We start from the raw sequence: 19,153 nt of genomic DNA, 5'->3' as shown, positions 1-19,153 counted from the left end.
GGGGCAGCGAACTTAAAGTAAAACTTCAGATTCGGCGCTAAGTTTTGGATTCGCATTAGGAATCGCCGTATACCCTGGCCAGCCTGTGGATAACTTTGTTGAGAACTCGCCGCTCGATGGCCGCAACGCGCGCGGGGCCGCGCTTTGCGCTGATTTTCGCCGCTTGTAGCGGTGCCCCGCGGAGCCTTATTCCATAAGGCTGCTATTCAAATTACCGAACCATAGCGAGACAAATTGACCGATACAGGGCTCTACCGCGCTGCAACGTGGAAAATGTGTATAAGTCAAGTCTTGACAAGCACTGAATCGGCAACCGGTGCGGGGTTGCGCCCTGTTTAGTGCCGGTAACGAAACGCAGTCACGCCGCAGTGCAGCATGACAGCGCTTGCGTTCAGCCGGCGGCTGCGCTACGGATCGCGCGGCTGTGGCTATGCACTTCGTCGACGAGTTCGGCAACGTGATCGGGCGACGTGAATTGCGAAATACCGTGCCCGAGGTTGAACACGTGGCCCGGATGGTTGCCATAGCTGTCGAGCACCGCGCGCGCCTGCTCACGCACCGCGGCCGGCGGCGCAAACAGGATCGTCGGGTCGAGGTTGCCCTGCAGCGCGACCTTGCCCGCGACGCGCTCGCGTGCCTTGCCGAGGTTGACCGTCCAGTCGAGCCCGACCGCATCGACGCCGGTTGCCGCGATCTCCTCGAGCCACAGCCCGCCGCCCTTCGTGAACGTGATCACCGGCACGCGCTCGCCGTCGTGCTCGCGCTTGAGCTGCGACACCACGCGGCGGATGTAGTCCAACGAGAAGCGCTGGTACGCGCCGTCCGCCAGCGCGCCGCCCCATGTATCGAAGATCATCACGGCCTGGGCGCCCGCTTCGATCTGCGCGTTCAGGTACGCGGCCACCGCCTGCGCGTTCACGTCGAGGATCCGGTGCATCAGGTCGGGGCGCGAATACGCCATCGACTTCACCGTGCGGAAATCGTCCGACCCGCCGCCTTCGACCATGTAGCACGCGAGCGTCCACGGGCTGCCCGAAAAGCCGATCAGCGGCACGCGCTGGCGGCCCTGGCCGTCGGTGAGCGCGCGACGGATTTCGCGCACGGCGCCCGTCACGTAGCCGAGCGTTGCTTCGATGTCCGGCACCGCGAGCTTCGCGACGTCGGCCTCGGTGCGCACCGGATGCGCGAACTTCGGCCCTTCGCCGACCTGGAAGTCGAGGCCGAGCCCCATCGCATCGGGAATCGTCAGGATGTCCGAGAACAGGATCGCGGCGTCGAGCGGAAAGCGCTCGAGCGGCTGCAGCGTCACTTCGGTCGCGTAGTCGGGATTCTTCGCGAGACCGAGGAAGCTGCCGGCGCGTGCGCGCGTCGCATTGTATTCGGGCAGGTAGCGGCCGGCCTGGCGCATCAGCCAGATCGGCGTGTAGTCGGTCGGCTCGCGCAGAAGCGCACGCAGGAAGGTGTCGTTGAGCAGGGTATGGGCCACGGTAGGAGCGACGATGCGAGAGCAAAGCGGCATTTTACCGGACAGCCGCCGTCGGGCTGCGCATGCCGACGCGATGGCGGCCATATGACGCGCGCGATGGCTCCGTTATGATCGGACGCTCATATCGAACGAAACGAAGGAGGAGACCGATGAAGACATTCGCCACGCTCGCCGCCACCGCATTGCTTTGCTGCGCCGCCGCGCACGCGCAGACCGGCGCGGGCGCTGCTGCTACCGCACCGGGCGCCGGCTCGCGGCTCGACGACGTGCTCGCGCGCGGCACGCTGCGCGTGTGCACGACGGGCGACTACAAGCCGTATTCGTACTACCGCGCGGACGGCCGCTTCGAGGGCATCGACATCGACATGGCCGAATCGCTCGCGAAGTCGCTCGGCGTGAAGACCGACTACGTGAAGACGAGCTGGCCGAACCTGACCGGCGATTTCGTCGCGAAATGCGACATCGCGGTGGGCGGCGTATCGACGACGCTCGAGCGCCAGAAGCGCGTGTTCTTCACGCAGCCGTACGTGGTCGACGGCAAGACGCCGATCGTGCGCTGCGCGGACGCCGACAAATACCAGAGCGTCACGCAGATCGACCGGCCGGAAACGCGCGTGATCGTGAACCCGGGCGGCACCAACGAGCGTTTCGCGAAGCAGTATTTCACGCACGCGAACCTCACCGTCTATCCGGACAACGTAACGATCTTCAAGCAGATCCTCGCCGGCAAGGCGGACGTGATGGTGACGGATGCGTCCGAGACGCTGCTGCAGCAAAAGCTGAATCCGGGCCTGTGCTCGGTGCATCCGGACAAGCCGTTCCAGTTCGGCGAGAAGGCGTACATGGTGCCGCGCGGCGACGTCGCGTTCCAGCAGTACGTCGATCAGTGGCTGCATCTCGCGCTGTCGACCGGCGAATACCAGGCGATTTCGGATAAGTGGCTGAAGTAAGCAGGCTCGTGCGTGGCGGCCGGTAGCGGGCACCGACCCCGCATCCGCTGCCCGCAAAAGTCGCTGCGCGGCGGTGGCCCGATCACCGTCGTTACACTTCGGTGCCGCGCGCCGACACCCGGGAAATTGGCCCGACGCGAACGAATTGGCCGAACGGCCGACTTCCGCGCATGCCAATCACGTTTCAAAATCTTTCTGACGAATGAATCGTCATGCGTGGTATCGGCCGAAAGACGCATTTTCTCGCGTGCAAATCGGCAATTCGTCGAGCCTGATACGCATGAAAAACGCATTGCGCGCATGCGCTGAAAACGCTGCGGAAAATATGGGTAAAAATGACCTTTTTCAGGCCCTCAAAAACAGCAAAAAATCCCGGAAAGCCTTATCTGGCGGGCGTTACAACCTGAAACACTTTGTTACCGCGAGGGGTCATTAATTCGCCCACAATGGCCTCAACGGTTTCAACACGGATGCGGTCTCGTGTGCCAAGTGTGAGCGGACGCGAAGCGCTGCGAGCCAGTCGGTCACGTACCGAAGCCCTTCCGAGGGGCATCCCTGTTGGAGTCGTTTCCGGCCCCCCGCCGGACTCGGTTTCATCTTTGGTCTCCTCGCGCTAACCCCGTAGCGTGTGGTTTTTAGCGGGCTAATAAGCCCGCTTTTTTTCGTCCATCGAAAACGCAACGGCCCGCAGGCCGCCGCGTTTTTCCCGCCTTCACGCCGCGCTACGCGGTCTTCTGCACGTCGAGCTTCAGCTCCTCGATCATCCGGTCGCGCATCACGAACTTCTGCACCTTGCCCGTCACCGTCATCGGCAGCTCGTCGACGAAGCGGATGTAGCGCGGGATCTTGTAGTGCGCGATCTGCCCGTTGCAGAACGCGCGCACGTCGTCTTCGGTCATCTGCTCGTCCGCGCGCAGCACGATCCACGCGCACAGCTCCTCGCCGTACTTCGCATCGGGCACGCCGAATACCTGCGCGCTCTGGATCTTCGGATGCCGAAACAGGAATTCCTCAATCTCGCGCGGATAGACGTTCTCGCCGCCGCGAATCACCATGTCCTTGAGCCGGCCGACGATGTTGCAGTAGCCGTCCGCATCGAGCGTCGCGAGGTCGCCCGTATGCATCCAGCCGTCCACCAGCACCTCGCGCGTCTTCGCATCGTCGTCCCAGTAGCCGAGCATCACCGAATAGCCCTTCGTGCACAGCTCGCCCGTCGTGCCGACCGGCACGATGCCGCCGCTCGGATCGACGATCTTCACTTCCAGGTGCGGCTGAATGCGCCCGACCGTCGTCGTACGCTTCTCGAGCGGATCGTCGGTCGAACTCTGGAACGAAACCGGGCTCGTTTCCGTCATCCCGTACGCGATCGTGATCTCCGACAGGTGCATCTGCGACACGACGCGCTTCATCGTCTCGATCGGGCACGGCGAGCCGGCCATGATCCCGGTGCGCAGCGTCGACAGGTCGAATTTCGCGAACTCGGGGTGATCGAGCTCGGCGATGAACATCGTCGGCACGCCATGCAGCGCGGTGCAGCGCTCCTCCGCCACCGCCGCGAGCGTGGCGACCGGGTCGAACGCTTCGCCGGGGAACACCATCGCCGCGCCCTTCGACACGCACGCGAGCACGGCGAGCACCATCCCGAAGCAGTGATACAGCGGCACCGGAATGCACAACGTGTCGTGCTCGGTGAAACGCATCGCCGTCGCGATCGAGCGCCCGTTGTTGACGACGTTGCGGTGCGTGAGCGTCGCGCCCTTCGGGCTGCCCGTCGTGCCGCTCGTGAACTGGATGTTGATCGGCTCGTTGGCCTCGAGCGTCGCGCCGAGCGCATCGAGCAATGCGGGATCGACGGCCTGGCGGCCGCGCGCCATCAGGTCCGCGAAGCGGAACATGCCGGCCGGCGCGACGTCGCCCATCGACACGACCGTGCGCAGGCTCGGCACGCGAGCCGCATGCAGGTCGCCCGGCGTCGCGGTCGCGAGTTCCGGCGCGATGGTCTGCAGCATCTCGACATACGCGGACGTCTTGAAGCGTTCGGCGGCGATCACCGCCTTGCAACCGACCTTGTTCAGCGCGTATTCGAGTTCCGACAGCCGGTAGGCCGGATTGATGTTGACGAGCACCGCGCCGATCCGCGCGGTCGCGAACTGCGTGAGCAGCCATTCGCTGCGGTTCGGCGACCAGATGCCGACGCGATCGCCCTTCACGATGCCGAGCGAAGCCAGGCCGGACGCGAGCACGTCGACTTCGTTCGCGAACTCGCGCCAGGTCCAGCGCACCCGCTGCTCGCGGAACACGACGGCCGGGCGATCGGGAAAGCGCCCGGCCGTGTCGAGCAGGAACCGGCCGATCGTCGCTTCGGAGAGCGGCACGTCGGTTGTGCCACGTACGTACGACAAGCCGTTTTCGGGCGAGATCAGCGCGCCCACGCCAAGGTCTGCTGCCATGAATGTCTCCGTCCTTTTTTGTCTGGTCGGCCTGCGCGCTTGCGGCGCCCGCCTCCGCCGCGCATTCGCGACGGACGGCCTCGACACGGATGATGACGCGCGCGGCTGACGATACTCTGACAGCAAATCGCGGCGGACGGATGAAATAGCACGACCGGACGAAATGATCCGGCCCGCAAAAAAACAGACGAAAGCGGAGGGCGAAAAAAAAGCAGCCCGAAGGCTGCTTTCTTTCGCGGGATACGCGGCGCGGCTCAGTGCCGGCTGCGGATCTTCGCCAGACGCTGGATCGCCTCGAGCTGCGCCATCGCGGTCGCGAGCTCGGATTGCGCCTTCGCGAGGTCGAGATCCGACTTCGCGTTCTGCAGCGTTTCCTCGGCACGCTTGCGTGCTTCCTCGGCTTTCGCCGCGTCGAGGTCCTTGCCGCGGATCGCGGTATCGGCGAGCACCGTCACGGCGCCCGGCTGCACTTCGAGAATGCCGCCCGCGACGAACACGAATTCGTCGTTGCCGCCCTCGACTTCGATGCGCACCGCACCCGGACGAATCCGCGTGATCAGCGGCGTGTGGCCCGGCAGAATGCCCAGCTCACCCGTTTCGCCCGGCAGCGCGACGAATTTCGCCTCGCCCGAGAAGATCTGCTCTTCCGCGCTGACGACGTCTACTTTGATGGTTGCCATATCGACTCCTGTCGATCGGAGCGGGCACTTGCGCGCCTGCGCCGATCCCATGCACGGCGGATTGAGCGTGTTGCGGTCGGCGCGACCGGCCGGGATTGTCAGTCCGACTGCCAATCCCGACTAGAACGCGCCGTGCGACTCACCCGATCCTTACGAGATCTTCTTGGCCTTTTCGAAGGCCTCGTCGATCGTGCCGACCATGTAGAACGCCTGTTCCGGCAGGTGGTCGCACTCGCCGTCGACGATCATCTTGAAGCCGCGGATCGTTTCCTTCAGCGGCACGTACTTGCCCGGCGAGCCCGTGAACACTTCAGCAACGTGGAACGGCTGCGACAGGAAACGCTGGATCTTACGAGCGCGCGCGACCGACAGCTTGTCTTCCGGCGACAGTTCGTCCATACCCAGAATCGCGATGATGTCGCGCAGTTCCTTGTAGCGCTGCAGCGTCTGCTGAACGCGACGGGTGATCGAGTAGTGCTCTTCACCGATCACGTTCGGGTCGATCTGGCGCGACGTCGAGTCGAGCGGGTCGACCGCCGGGTAGATACCCAGCGAAGCGATGTCACGCGACAGAACGACGGTTGCGTCCAGGTGGCCGAAGGTCGTAGCCGGCGACGGGTCGGTCAAGTCGTCCGCAGGGACGTACACGGCCTGGACCGACGTAATCGAGCCCTTCTTGGTCGACGTGATGCGCTCTTGCAGCTTGCCCATTTCTTCAGCCAGCGTCGGCTGATAGCCCACTGCCGACGGCATACGGCCAAGCAGTGCCGACACTTCGGTACCGGCCAGCGTGAAACGGTAGATGTTGTCGACGAAGAACAGCACGTCGAGGCCTTCGTCACGGAAGTGCTCGGCCATCGTCAGGCCGGTCAGCGCGACGCGCAGACGGTTGCCCGGCGGCTCGTTCATCTGGCCGTACACCAGCGCGACCTTGTCGAGAACGTTCGAGTCCTTCATTTCGTGGTAGAAGTCGTTCCCTTCACGGGTACGCTCGCCCACGCCCGCGAACACGGAGTAACCGCCGTGTTCCTTCGCGATGTTGTTGATGAGCTCCATCATGTTGACGGTCTTGCCCACGCCAGCACCGCCGAACAGGCCAACCTTGCCGCCCTTTGCGAACGGGCAGATCAGGTCGATGACCTTGATACCCGTTTCGAGCAGTTCGGTCGACGGCGACAGTTCGTCGAACGCCGGAGCCTTCTGGTGGATCGAACGCGTCGTTTCGCTTTCGATCGGGCCGGCTTCGTCGATCGGACGGCCGAGCACGTCCATGATTCGGCCGAGGGTCGGCTTGCCGACCGGCACCGAGATCGGCTTTGCCGTGTTTTTCACGGTCAGGCCGCGGCGCAGGCCGTCGGATGCACCCAGACAAATGGTACGGACCACGCCGTCGCCCAGCTGTTGCTGGACTTCGAGCGTCAGTTCCGAGCCATCGAGAATAAGCGCGTCGTAGATCTTCGGCATGCTGTCGCGCGGGAATTCCACGTCGATAACGGCGCCGATGCACTGTACGATCTTGCCTTCTACCAAAGCAGCAGTACTCATCGCTTTTCCTTTAAATACCTGATTCTTTACTCGCGCAAAGGCGCAGTTGTCGTCCCGGGCGCGCGCTTAAACAGCGGCTGCGCCGCCGACGATCTCCGACAGTTCTTTCGTGATCGCGGCCTGACGGCTCTTGTTGTACACGAGCTGCAGTTCGCTGATCACCGTCTTCGCGTTGTCGGACGCGGCCTTCATCGCGACCATGCGCGCCGATTGCTCGGACGCCATGTTTTCCGCGACGGCCTGGTACACCAGCGCCTCGACGTAACGCACGAGCAGTTCGTCGACGACTGCCTGCGCGTCCGGCTCGTAGATGTAGTCCCACGACGTGGCCGGCGTACCGTCATCGGCTTCGAAGTGTTCCGACGACAGCGGCAGCAACTGCTCGATCACGGCTTCCTGCTTCATCGTGTTGACGAAGCGCGTGTAAGCGATATAAACCGCCGACAGCTTGCCTTCCGAGTACAGATCGAGCTGCGTCTTCACGGCGCCGATCAGCTTGTCCAGGTGCGGGGTGTCGCCGAGGTGCACGACCTGCGACATCACCTTCGCGCCGAAGCGGTTCAGGAACCCGAGGCCCTTGCTACCGATCGCGGTGGCTTCGACCTTCTGGCCCTTCTCTTCCAGCTCCTTGAACTTCTGCACCGTCGCACGCAGCACGTTGGTGTTCAGACCGCCGCACAGCCCCTTGTCCGTCGTGACGAGGATGATGCCGGCCGTCTGCGCGCCTTCGTTCGCCACCATGAACGGGTGGCGGTACTCGGGGTTCGCGCGGCTCATGTGCGCGGCGATGGCACGGACCTTGTCCGCATACGGACGAGCGGCGCGCATGCGTTCCTGCGCGCGGCGCATCTTCGATGCGGCCACCATCTCCATCGCCTTCGTGATCTTGCGCGTGTTCTGCACGCTCTTGATCTTGCCGCGAATTTCCTTCATTCCAGCCATAGCTTGCTCCTTGACCGAAGCAGCGCGGGCGCATCAGCACCCGCGCGGCCTCAGTGTGTCACTCGCGGATCAATAGGCACCGGACTTCTTGAAGGATTCGATCGCCGAGCGCAGTGCGCCTTCGTCGTCCTTCGAGAGATCCTTGGTGTCTTCGATGCGCTTGATGAGGTCAGCGTGGCTGGTCTTCAGGTTTTCGCGCAGGCCCTTCTCGAACGACAGCACTTGCTTGACGTCGAGGTCGTCGAGGTAGCCGTTGTTTGCGGCGTACAGCGACACGGCCAGTTCCCACACCTGCAGCGGCTGGTACTGCGGCTGCTTCAGCAGTTCCGTCACGCGGCGGCCGCGCTCGAGCTGCTTGCGGGTCGCTTCGTCGAGGTCCGATGCGAACTGCGCGAATGCGGCCAGTTCACGGTACTGCGCGAGGTCGGTACGGATACCGCCCGACAGCTTCTTCACGACCTTCGTCTGAGCGGCGCCACCGACTCGCGACACCGACACGCCGGCGTTGATTGCCGGGCGGATGCCTGCGTTGAACAGGTCGGTTTCCAGGAAGATCTGGCCGTCGGTAATCGAGATCACGTTCGTCGGAACGAACGCGGTCACGTCGCCCGCCTGCGTTTCGATGACCGGCAGTGCCGTCAGCGAACCGCTCTTGCCCTTCACTTCGCCGTTCGTGAACTTCTCGACGTACTCTTCCGACACGCGAGCAGCACGCTCGAGCAGACGCGAGTGGAGATAGAACACGTCACCCGGGTACGCTTCACGGCCCGGCGGGCGGCGCAGCAGCAGCGAGATCTGACGGTATGCCCACGCTTGCTTGGTCAAGTCGTCATAGATGATCAGCGCATCTTGACCGCGGTCGCGGAAGTATTCGCCCATCGTGCAGCCGGCGTACGGTGCGAGGTACTGCATCGCGGCCGAATCCGAAGCCGAAGCGGCGACGACGATCGTGTATTCCATCGCGCCCGTTTCTTCGAGCTTGCGAACCACGTTCATGATCGACGAAGCCTTCTGGCCGATCGCGACGTAGATACAGATCAGGTCCTTGCCCTTCTGGTTGATGATCGCGTCGAGCGCCACCGCGGTCTTGCCGCACTGACGGTCGCCGATGATCAGCTCACGCTGGCCACGGCCGATCGGCACCATTGCGTCGATCGACTTGATGCCCGTCTGCACCGGCTGCGACACCGACTTACGCCAGATCACGCCCGGGGCGATCTTTTCGATCGCGTCGGTCAGCTTCGCGTTGACCGGGCCCTTGCCGTCGATCGGGTTGCCGAGCGCGTCGACCACGCGGCCGACGAGTTCCGGGCCAACCGGGACTTCGAGAATGCGACCCGTCGTCTTGACGATGTCGCCTTCCGAGATGTGTTCGTATTCGCCGAGAATCACCGCGCCGACCGAGTCGCGCTCGAGGTTCAGCGCGAGGCCGAACGTGTTGCCCGGAAACTCGAGCATTTCGCCCTGCATCACGTCCGACAGGCCGTGGATACGCACGATACCGTCGGTCACGGAGATCACGGTGCCCTGGTTGCGAACGTCTGCGCTCGCTTCAAGGCCCTGGATCCGGCTCTTGATCAGCTCGCTGATCTCAGAGGGATTGAGTTGCATTATTCGCTCCTGATAGTCAATTCTGTTGCGTGCCGGCGTGGCGCTCAGGCGGTCAACGCAGCCTGCATCGATGCGAGGCGCGCGCGAACCGAGGTGTCGAGCACTTCGTCGCCGACCGTCACGCGCACGCCGCCGATCAGCGACGAATCGACTGCGACCGTCGGTTTCAGCTTGCGCTTGAACTTGCGTTCGAGGCCCGAGACGAGACTCTCGAGATCCGCGCCGTTCAGCGGGAACGCGCTCACGATCTCGGCGTCGGCTGCACCTTCACGTTCGTTCTTGAGCGCCTCGAACTGCTCGGCAATTTCCGGCAGCAGCGCGATGCGATGATTGTCGACCAGCATCTGCACGAAGTTCTTCGCTTCGGCGCCAGCTCCGAGCGGCGACTTCACCGCAGCAAGCAGCAACTCGGCTACTTGCGTGCGCGTCACCTTCGGGCTCGACGCGACCGACAGGACTTCCGGCAGACGCGCAACCTGGGCCAGCTCTTGCACGAGCGTGGACCAGGCGGCGATGTCACCGCCCTCGGCCACGCGGAACAGCGCTTCTGCGTAAGGGCGGGCGATGGTTGCAAGTTCGGCCATGATCAGAGCTCGGCTTTCAGTTGATTCAGCAGTTGGGCGTGGGCCGTTTGATCGACTTCGCGCTTCAGGATCTGCTCGGCGCCCTTCACGGCCAGCGTAGCGACTTCGCCACGCAGCGCTTCGCGCGCCTTCACGATTTGCTGTTCTGCTTCCGCCTTCGCCTGGGCGATGATGCGGGCGGCTTCAGCCTGGGCGTTGGCCTTGATTTCCTCGGCGACCGCCTGGGCACGCTTTTCAGCGTCGGCGATGCGCTGCTGGCCGTCATTGCGGGCCTGCGCGAGTTCCTGGTCCACGCGCTTGTGCGCTGCGTCGAGTTCTGCCTTGCCCTTCTCGGCGGCGGCGAGGCCGTCGGCGATCTTCTTCGAACGTTCGTCGAGGGCGTTGATCAACGGCGGCCACACGAATTTCATCGTGAACCACGCGAGGACCAGGAACACGACCATTTGCGCAAACAGAGTTGCGTTGAGATTCACGGTGTTTCCTTATCTGCTATTCCGGAAAAATGAAACGGTAAGGCGCTCATCGAGTTGCATTCGATCAGCGCCCCAAGTCTCCGTTCCGCCCTGCGCCGGCTTGCGCCGGACGCAAATTTCCGAGGAACCTTAGCCTGCGAGCTTCGACAGGAGCGGGTTCGCGAACGCGAACAGCATTGCAACACCCACGCCGATCAGGAATGCCGCGTCGATCAGACCAGCCAGCAGGAACATCTTCGTTTGCAGCGGGTTGATGAGTTCCGGCTGACGTGCGCAGGCTTCGATGTACTTACCACCCATCAGCGCGATACCGATACAGGCGCCGATTGCACCCAGGCCGATGATGATGCCGATACCGATGGCGGTCAGACCTTGGATGTTGGCGATGTAAGCTTGCATGATCACTCCTTTGTGAAAAGACTTGGAACTGAGATTTAAAAAACTAAAACGGAAACTCTTTCTTGCACGCCGCGCTTAGTGCTTGTCGTGCGCTTGGCCGAGATACACCAGCGTCAGCATCATGAAAATGAATGCCTGCAACAGAACAATCAGGATGTGGAAGATTGCCCAGACGCTACCCGCGATCACGTGACCAACGAAGCCGAGGAACGTTGCGTCGCCACCGAAGCTCCACATGCTGCCGAGCAGGGCGATCAACAGGAACAACAGCTCACCCGCGTACATGTTGCCGAACAACCGCATACCGAGGGAGACGGTCTTCGCGAGGTATTCGACGATGTTGAGCGCGAGGTTCGGGATCCACAGCAGCGGGTGGGCGCCAAACGGTGCCGACAGCAGCTCATGCACAAAGCCGCCCGCGCCCTTGATCTTGATGCTGTAGTAGATCATCAGGACGAACACGCCGAGCGCGATGCCGAGCGTGCCGTTCAGGTCGGCCGTCGGGACGATGCGATGGTGGGAAATCACGTCCGACAGACCGAGCAGGCCGATCACGCGGCCCGGCAGGTCGACGGGGAGGAAGTCGAGGGAGTTCATCAGCGCGACCCACACGAACACCGTGAGCGCGAGCGGAGCGATGAAGGTACGATTGCCGTGAACGATGGCCTTCGATTGGTCTTCGACCATCTCGACGAGCATCTCGATCGCGCACTGGAAACGGCCCGGCACGCCCGACGTCGCCTTGCGGGCAGCCAGACGCAGCAGGAGGATCGTCACGATGCCGCAAACGATCGACCAGAACAGCGTGTCGAGATTCCAGACGTGGATGTCGAAAATCGACGTCTGATGCGAGGTGGAGAAATTCTGCAAGTGGTGCGCAATGTACTCGGACGGATCCGGACCGCGCGTGCCTTCGCTAGCTGCCATATCGTTAATGCCACCCAAATTGTCGAAAATCGTTTTGCCAGTTCCGCAACACGCTATTGCGGGAACGGGCCGGTGCGGTTCGTTGTCGAAACCGCACGCTGCTTGTTCCTTACCGCCAGGCCAGCGCGATCCAGTACGTTTTCAGCACGACGAGGTACGTGACGAGGAACGGCACCCAGTGCACGCCGGACCAGCCGAACGCCACTGCTGCGAACATCCCGATCGTCAGAGCGAGTTTCAGGGCTTCGCCCATCACCCAGCTCATCACGGTGGCCGAGCCACCTGCCTTCAGTCGTGCCACGAATACCGCACTGGGCACCCAGCCAATCGCTCCGCCCAGAAACGCGGATTGCGCAGCGGCGCCCGGCGACTTCGAAAACAGCCACCACGCCAGCGTTGCAACCAGGGACAGAACCACTTGCGCGAATACCACCTTATGAGGGGTCACGCGCGAGGGCTTGCTCACGTTCGGGCCGAACAGCTTTTCGGCTTCTGCCCGTGTGAGCGGAACGATGTTGTTATCTTGCTGCTCGGCATCCCAGTCATCATCGAATTCGCGCCGCTCGCCGGCCGCTGAAGCGGTGCGTTGCGTGCGCTGATCATCGTGCCTGTCGTCCGGCGCCTGACCCGCCATCGCAATCTTCCGCAAAATCCTTGAACCCGGCCCCAAGCTTTCTGAAAGCTTTCAGGGGTGCCTAGCTAACAAATCCGGGCGATTGTAAGCGATAGTTGCAAGTGATTCAAGGCTTTAGACGCGACAAAAACCTGCGTAAAACGACGCCTCATCATGTGAAAAAAGCTGCGATTCGACGACGTACGATGACAGTTGTAAGGTCGCTTTTTTGCACCGGTATTTCTTGCCCGAAAAATTGCCGCGACGGGGGAATCGCGAGGAAACGATGCCCGGCGCGGGCGCCGGCGGGGCGTCACGACCGCCGCCCAGAACCCGCGCTGTGACGCGGCTCCAGGCTCGGGCTCAGCACGAAGCCCCAAGCAGACGAAACACTGTGACCACCCGGCCACGCCGGATGCATGACATCCGGACCGACGCTGACGCAGCGCATTATCCAATCAGTTGTCGTGCCACCACAGTCGAGCGACTGTGGATTGCGGCACTTATCAACAGCCCCGCACCAGCGCAAATGCTGTGCACCTTCCCCGCCACCCGAATGGCACGCCTGTGCCACGCGCACCGGCATCACTCAACCGTGAACGAGCAGCCACGCGCCAAGTGCCGCGCTGGCGAGCGCGAATGGAATCGAGACCAGGTGGAACGGCAGCCACATGCGCGGCTCCTTCGCGAGACGCACCGCGATCAGGTTCGCAAGCGAGCCGATCGCGAAACCGAATCCGCCGACCGATACGCCGAACGCGAGCGCACGCCAGTCATGCGTGAACTCCGACAGCAGGATCGCGGCCGGCACGTTGCTGATGCCCTGCGACAGCACGGCACCGGCCGCAAAGATGCGCAGCGGTGAATCGAGATTCGCGTGCGCAATCGCGTCATGGATGACGGGCAGCGCCGCCGCGCTGCGCAGCACGACGAACATCAGCACGAAGATCAGCAGCAGCAGCCAGTCGATCTTCAGGACTGCGTCACGTTTGACGACGAGCAGCACGATTGCGACGGCAAGCAGGCCGGGCAGCGGATGGTGCGCATCGGCGAGCAGCACGAATGCCGCGAACAGCACTGCCGCGATCAGCGCGTGCATGCGTTGTACGGGAACGGCGACGACGTCGCCGGACAGGTCGAGCGGTTTCGCACGAAACGCGCACGCGGTCAGCACGAGCAGCAGCGCCATCAGCGCGAGCGCGAGCGGGCCGAGCGTGACCACGAAACGGCCGAACGACACGCCGCTCAATTGCCACAGGAAGAGATTCTGAGGATTGCCGAGCGGCGTCGCGACGGATCCCGCGTTGACGGCCAGCGCGACGACGATCACGAGCCGCCGGAACGGCAGTGGCGTCAGCGCGCGCAACGACACCATCAGCGGCACGACGACGAACAGCGCGACGTCGTTGGTGAGCCACATCGACAGCAACGCGGCGAACCCGACAAGCAGCATCGCGAGCCCACGCTCGGAGTGCACGTGATGCACGATGCGGTGTGCAAGCCACATCAGGCAGCCGGACAATTCGAGCGCCTTGGTCAGCATCAGCAGGCCCGCAAGCGTCGCAACCGTCTGCCAGTCGACGCGATCGGCCAATACGGAAAATGGTTGCGGACGCACCCATTGCAGCACAATCAACCCAAGCACGAGCACCGATAGCACGGGCTCCTGCGCAAGCCACCCCAACCACCGGCGCGGCGCCGGTGCGCCCGTCTCCTCCATGCGCCGCCCTTTATTCTTCGGTTGCGACGTTGCCGCGCAGTCGCGCGAGAATGCCTTCGAGCGCGTCGAGGTTGCCGAAGTCGATCGTCACCTGCCCTCGCCCGCGGCGGCCGAGCTTGATCTTCACCGTTGACGCAAGCAGGTCGGACAACTCTTCCTCGAGACGGCGCGTATCGCGACCGCCATCGTCCTTCGCGCGCGCCTTCACGGCCGGCACTTCCTTCGTCGTGTGCGTGACGAGCTTCTCGGTCTCACGCACCGACATGCGCTTGTTGACGACCTGATGGGCAAGCGTGATCTGCGTGGCCGCATCGACGGCGAGCAGCGCGCGCGCATGCCCCATGTCGAGATCACCGGCCAGCAGCATCGTCTGCACCGGCGAAGCCAGGTTCAGCAGGCGCAGCAGGTTCGATACCGCGCTGCGCGAACGGCCGACCGATTCGGCCGCCTGTTCGTGCGTGAAACCGAACTCGTCGAGCAGACGCTGGATACCGTGGGCTTCTTCAAGCGGGTTCAGATCCTCGCGCTGGATGTTCTCGATCAGCGCCATCGCCGCGGCGGCCTGATCCGATACGTCCTTCACGAGCACCGGCACTTCATCGAGACCGGCCAGGCGCGCCGCACGGAAACGGCGCTCACCCGCGATGATCTCGTATTTGTCTGACGAAATGGGCCGTACCAGGATCGGCTGCATCACGCCCTGCGCGCGAATGCTTGCCGCGAGCTCCTGAAGGCTGCCCTCGTCCATCCGCGTACGCGGCTGGTACTTGCCTGCCTGCAGCTTGCCGAGCGCGAGCGTGTTCGGTGCCCCTTCGATCTTCACCGCTTCGGTGATATCGGCACTGCCGCCGAGCAGCGCTTCGAGGCCACGTCCCAAGCCCTTCTTCTTTGGTACCGCGTTCATGTCTTTCTTCCTCGCTTCGCTCATGTCCGGATCACGACACCTCGAACGCGCGAACGCGGTCGATCATTTCGGCACCGAACTGGAGATACGCTTGCGCACCACGCGAGCTGCGGTCGAACACGACGCCCGGCAGCCCGTAACTCGGCGCTTCCGCCAGGCGAACGTTACGCGGAATCACCGCGTCGAACACCTTGTCGCCGAAGTGCGCTTTCAGTTGATCGGAGACTTGCTGCTGCAGCGTGATGCGCGGATCGAACATCACGCGCAGCAAGCCGATGATCTTCAGGTCGCGGTTCATGTTCGCGTGAACCTGCTTGATCGTGTTGACGAGGTCCGACAACCCTTCCAGTGCGAAGTACTCGCACTGCATCGGAATCACGACGCCGTGCGCCGCGCACAGCCCGTTCAGCGTCAGCAGCGACAGTGTCGGCGGACAGTCGATCAGCACGAAGTCGTAGTCGTCGGCCACGCGCTCGAGCGCAGCTTTCAGCCGGCGCTCGCGGTTGTCGATGCTGATCAGCTCGATCTCGGCACCGGACAGCTCGCGGTTCGCAGGCAGCACATCGTAGGTGACGCCGTCCGGGCGGATGCGCGCGTCGGTCACCGACACGCCGTCGACCAGCACCTCGTACACGGTCGCTTCGCAGGCAGCCTTGTCGATTCCGCTGCCCATCGTCGCGTTACCCTGCGGGTCGAGATCGATCAGCAGGACTCGTTGCTCCTGCGCTGCAAGGCTTGCGGCGAGATTGACCGATGTCGTCGTCTTGCCGACGCCCCCCTTCTGGTTCGCAACGCAGAAGATCTTTGCCATCGTTGGTGTGTTCCCTTTACCTTCAAACAAACGGCGCGCTACTGCGCGCCGGCCCTTCAATTCGCTTCGTCGACGGCCACTTCGATCAGATGCCGTTCGGCATCGAGCATCGGAACCGCCAGCCGTATCGTCTGCTTCACGCGGCTGCCTTCCGGCAATCGCGCAATCTCGTCGTCCGGATGGACGCCCTTCATCGCCCAGATCGATCCGCCCGGCGCGACCAGATGTCGAGCAAGTTTAACGAAGTCGGATAGATCCGCGAAAGCGCGGGATACGATCATGTCGAATTTTTCCGGCACTTCGACGCCCGGCTGAAGCGATTCGACCCGACCGGTGACCACCGACAGGTTCGCGAGCTTCAGCTCCGCACGCATCTGAGTCTGGAATGCAGACTTCTTATGCACGATATCGTTCAGCGTGATCAACCAGTCGGGCTCGACGATCGCCAGCACGATACCCGGCAACCCGCCGCCCGAGCCAACGTCGAGCACGCGGGCCGATGCAGGGCCACGCAGATGCGGGACGATGGAGAGCGAATCGAGAATGTGCTGGATCAGCATCTGCTTCGGGTCGCGGATCGCGGTCAGGTTGTAGACCGCGTTCCACTTGCCGAGCAGCGCGACATAGTCGAGCAGCTGGTTGCGCTGTGCATCCGTCAATGCGAGGTCGAGCGCCGTCGTGCCTTCGACGAGCATCTGTTCCAGTACGTCCCGATTAACCGCCGGCGCGCGACGCGCCGTCATTGTTGCGTCGGGACGGCGCCGTCCCCCTGCTCCGTTGCCTCTATGGCAGTGCCATTACGGCGCCCCAGGCCGCGGCGCTTCAGGTGCACCATCAGCAGCGAGATCGCTGCCGGCGTGACGCCCGAGATGCGCGACGCCTGCCCGATCGTTTCCGGCCGGAACTCGTTGAGCTTCTGGCTCACCTCGAACGACAGGCCGCGGACTTCGCGGTAATCGATACCGTCCGGCAGGCGCGTGTTCTCGTTCGCGTCGTTGCGTTCGATCTCGGAGGCCTGGCGCTCGATATAGCCCTGATACTTGATGCCGATCTCGACCTGCTCCTTGATCTGCTCGAGCATCACCGGATCGTCGGCCAGCGGCTCAGCAGGGCCGCATTCGCCGCCCTTCAGTCCACACACGCCGTCGTAGCTGATCCCCGGGCGGCGCAGCAACTCGGCGAGGCTGTATTCGTGGTCGATCGCCTTGCCGAGGAGCGCGGTCGCCTCTTCCGCCGGCAACGTCTTCGGCGTGACCCACGTCGACTTCAGGCGTTCGGTTTCACGTGAAACAGCGTCGCGCTTCCGGCTGAATGCGTCCCAGCGCGCGTCGTCGACGAGCCCCAGTTCGCGGCCGATCTCGGTCAGGCGCATGTCGGCATTGTCTTCACGCAGGCTCAGGCGATACTCGGCGCGGCTCGTGAACATCCGGTATGGCTCGGCCACGCCACGCGTCACGAGATCGTCGACCAGCACGCCAAGGTAGGCCTGGTCACGGCGCGGGCACCAGGCGTCCTTCTCCTGCACGTAGCGGCCCGCATTGAGGCCGGCCAGCAGACCCTGCGCGGCCGCTTCTTCATAGCCGGTCGTCCCATTGATCTGGCCCGCAAAGAACAGCCCGTTGATCGCCTTCGTCTCGAGCGACGCCTTCAGCGCACGCGGGTCGAAGTAGTCGTACTCGATCGCGTAGCCGGGGCGCAGGATATGGGCGTTCTCGAGGCCGCGCATCGAATGCACGAGCTCGAGCTGGACATCGAACGGCAGGCTCGTCGAGATCCCGTTCGGATAGAACTCGTTGGTCGTCAGCCCTTCCGGCTCCAGGAAGATCTGGTGCGACTCCTTCGACGCGAACCGGTGAATCTTGTCCTCGATCGACGGGCAATAGCGCGGCCCGACGCCTTCGATCACGCCTGTATACATAGGCGAACGGTCGAGACCGCCACGAATGATGTCGTGCGTGCGCTCGTTCGTGTGCGTCACCCAGCACGGCAGCTGCTGCGGATGCTGCTCCGCTCGGCCGAGGAACGAGAAGACCGGGATCGGATCGAGATCGCCCGGTTGTTCGGTCAGCTGCGAGAAATCGATCGAGCGGCCATCGATACGCGGCGGCGTACCGGTCTTCAGGCGGCCCTGCGGCAGCTTCAGCTCCTTCAGGCGCGACGACAGCGACACGGCCGCCGGATCGCCCGCGCGACCGCCCGTGTAGTTGTTCAGGCCGACGTGGATCTTGCCGTCGAGGAACGTACCGGCGGTCAGCACGACCGCACGGGCGCGGAAGCGGATGCCGATCTGCGTAACGGCGCCCACCACGCGATCGCCTTCGACCATCAGGTCGTCGACGGCCTGCTGGAACAGCCAGAGATTCGGCTGGTTCTCGAGCCGGTGACGGATCGCGGCCTTGTACAGGATGCGATCGGCCTGCGCACGCGTCGCGCGCACAGCCGGGCCCTTCGACGAATTGAGGATCCGGAACTGAATACCGCTCTCGTCCGTCGCGGCGGCCATTGCGCCGCCCAGCGCATCGACTTCCTTGACCAGATGGCCCTTGCCAATACCGCCGATCGACGGATTGCAACTCATCTGCCCAAGCGTTTCGATGTTGTGGGTCAGCAGCAGTGTCTTTGCGCCCATGCGGGCGGACGCCAGCGCGGCTTCGGTGCCGGCATGACCGCCACCGACGACGATGACGTCAAATTCTGTGGGAAAAAGCATGGTGGATTCCGTCCGCAGGACTGCGCACGAACCTATCTGAGAAATGTATGGGGCGAATTATAGCGGGTTCGCTTTTCGCCCGAATGCCGTCCGAATGGTAGGGTCTGTGCATTTCGGCGATTTTTTGGTGGCGAACCGACGAATCTGTGGTTCAGCGCCCACGGCTGCGAAGCCTCCGGCCCGCCCTCCGCACATCGCTGCGCCTGTGCAGCGATCCATTTGGCGGGAAATTTCACGTGGAACACACAACACGTTCGAGGCCTGTGCCCCGCCCCCCCCAACACCCTGACGAAATACCCTGTGCAAACCATCCGCCCCCTTCCGCACAGAATTTCCGTCGATTCGCTG

At 63.3% G+C, this 19,153-nt stretch carries 18 protein-coding genes; 2 read left to right on the top strand and 16 right to left on the bottom strand.

Annotated elements, in window-relative coordinates; all coding sequences use genetic code 11:
• Positions 1–391: 391 nt before the first annotated feature.
• Positions 392–1,486, bottom strand: a complete 1,095-nt coding sequence (gene hemE / locus FFS49_RS16595; RefSeq protein ID WP_279608507.1) for a uroporphyrinogen decarboxylase — start codon at positions 1,484–1,486, stop codon at positions 392–394.
• 149 nt (positions 1,487–1,635) lie between these two features.
• Here hemE and FFS49_RS16590 point away from each other — a divergent pair, with 149 nt between their 5' ends.
• Complete coding sequence (locus FFS49_RS16590; RefSeq protein WP_105815457.1) at positions 1,636–2,436, top strand: transporter substrate-binding domain-containing protein; 801 nt, start codon at positions 1,636–1,638, stop codon at positions 2,434–2,436.
• 280 nt (positions 2,437–2,716) lie between these two features.
• On the top strand, positions 2,717–2,872 hold the full coding sequence (locus tag FFS49_RS41995) for a hypothetical protein (RefSeq protein WP_171026772.1): 156 nt from the start codon (positions 2,717–2,719) through the stop codon (positions 2,870–2,872).
• 286 nt (positions 2,873–3,158) lie between these two features.
• Here FFS49_RS41995 and FFS49_RS16575 read toward each other — a convergent pair whose 3' ends face one another.
• The 15 genes from FFS49_RS16575 to mnmG form a co-directional block, all read right to left on the bottom strand.
• Entirely contained in the window at positions 3,159–4,886 is a 1,728-nt protein-coding gene (locus FFS49_RS16575; protein WP_105815455.1) for an AMP-binding protein, read from the bottom strand.
• 254 nt (positions 4,887–5,140) lie between these two features.
• Positions 5,141–5,566 carry a F0F1 ATP synthase subunit epsilon gene (locus FFS49_RS16570; protein ID WP_006477288.1) on the bottom strand — a complete coding sequence of 142 codons (426 nt, stop codon included), beginning with the start codon at positions 5,564–5,566 and terminating at the stop codon, positions 5,141–5,143.
• Between the two features lie 150 nt (positions 5,567–5,716).
• On the bottom strand, positions 5,717–7,111 hold the full coding sequence (atpD, locus tag FFS49_RS16565; protein WP_011350527.1) for a F0F1 ATP synthase subunit beta: 1,395 nt from the start codon (positions 7,109–7,111) through the stop codon (positions 5,717–5,719).
• Between the two features lie 66 nt (positions 7,112–7,177).
• Positions 7,178–8,053 (bottom strand): F0F1 ATP synthase subunit gamma, encoded by an 876-nt coding sequence (atpG, locus tag FFS49_RS16560; RefSeq protein ID WP_039351431.1) that lies wholly within the window; start codon positions 8,051–8,053, stop codon positions 7,178–7,180.
• Between the two features lie 69 nt (positions 8,054–8,122).
• The gene (gene atpA, locus FFS49_RS16555; RefSeq protein ID WP_021160444.1) at positions 8,123–9,664 is read right to left on the bottom strand and encodes a F0F1 ATP synthase subunit alpha; all 1,542 of its coding nucleotides are present in this window, start codon (positions 9,662–9,664) and stop codon (positions 8,123–8,125) included.
• 44 nt (positions 9,665–9,708) lie between these two features.
• A complete protein-coding gene (locus FFS49_RS16550; RefSeq protein WP_011350524.1) occupies positions 9,709–10,248 on the bottom strand; it encodes a F0F1 ATP synthase subunit delta in 540 nt (179 codons plus the stop codon).
• Between the two features lie 2 nt (positions 10,249–10,250).
• Complete coding sequence (locus FFS49_RS16545; RefSeq protein WP_039351436.1) at positions 10,251–10,721, bottom strand: F0F1 ATP synthase subunit B; 471 nt, start codon at positions 10,719–10,721, stop codon at positions 10,251–10,253.
• 129 nt (positions 10,722–10,850) lie between these two features.
• Positions 10,851–11,120 (bottom strand): F0F1 ATP synthase subunit C, encoded by a 270-nt coding sequence (gene atpE, locus FFS49_RS16540; RefSeq protein WP_006482730.1) that lies wholly within the window; start codon positions 11,118–11,120, stop codon positions 10,851–10,853.
• Between the two features lie 75 nt (positions 11,121–11,195).
• Entirely contained in the window at positions 11,196–12,047 is an 852-nt protein-coding gene (gene atpB / locus FFS49_RS16535) for a F0F1 ATP synthase subunit A (protein WP_039351439.1), read from the bottom strand.
• 109 nt (positions 12,048–12,156) lie between these two features.
• Entirely contained in the window at positions 12,157–12,681 is a 525-nt protein-coding gene (locus FFS49_RS16530) for an ATP synthase subunit I (protein WP_105815454.1), read from the bottom strand.
• A 568-nt stretch (positions 12,682–13,249) separates the two neighbouring features.
• Positions 13,250–14,380 carry an SLC13 family permease gene (locus tag FFS49_RS16525; protein ID WP_039351445.1) on the bottom strand — a complete coding sequence of 377 codons (1,131 nt, stop codon included), beginning with the start codon at positions 14,378–14,380 and terminating at the stop codon, positions 13,250–13,252.
• Positions 14,381–14,390: 10 nt separating this feature from the next.
• Positions 14,391–15,284 (bottom strand): ParB/RepB/Spo0J family partition protein, encoded by an 894-nt coding sequence (locus tag FFS49_RS16520; protein ID WP_039351447.1) that lies wholly within the window; start codon positions 15,282–15,284, stop codon positions 14,391–14,393.
• Positions 15,285–15,315: 31 nt separating this feature from the next.
• A complete protein-coding gene (locus FFS49_RS16515; protein ID WP_039351450.1) occupies positions 15,316–16,095 on the bottom strand; it encodes an AAA family ATPase in 780 nt (259 codons plus the stop codon).
• A 56-nt stretch (positions 16,096–16,151) separates the two neighbouring features.
• Positions 16,152–16,838 carry a 16S rRNA (guanine(527)-N(7))-methyltransferase RsmG gene (rsmG, locus tag FFS49_RS16510; protein ID WP_039351453.1) on the bottom strand — a complete coding sequence of 229 codons (687 nt, stop codon included), beginning with the start codon at positions 16,836–16,838 and terminating at the stop codon, positions 16,152–16,154.
• A complete protein-coding gene (gene mnmG, locus FFS49_RS16505; protein WP_039351456.1) occupies positions 16,835–18,805 on the bottom strand; it encodes a tRNA uridine-5-carboxymethylaminomethyl(34) synthesis enzyme MnmG in 1,971 nt (656 codons plus the stop codon). The genes rsmG and mnmG overlap by 4 nt, the downstream gene beginning before the upstream one ends.
• Between the last annotated feature and the right edge of the window lie 348 nt (positions 18,806–19,153).

It is taken from the genome of Burkholderia sp. 4NA327C6, assembly GCF_005502655.1.
Taxonomy (GTDB): Bacteria; Pseudomonadota; Gammaproteobacteria; order Burkholderiales; family Burkholderiaceae; genus Burkholderia; species Burkholderia contaminans.
The sequence above is the reverse complement of the archived record's forward strand: the minus strand, read 5'-3'. Positions and strand labels throughout refer to the sequence as shown.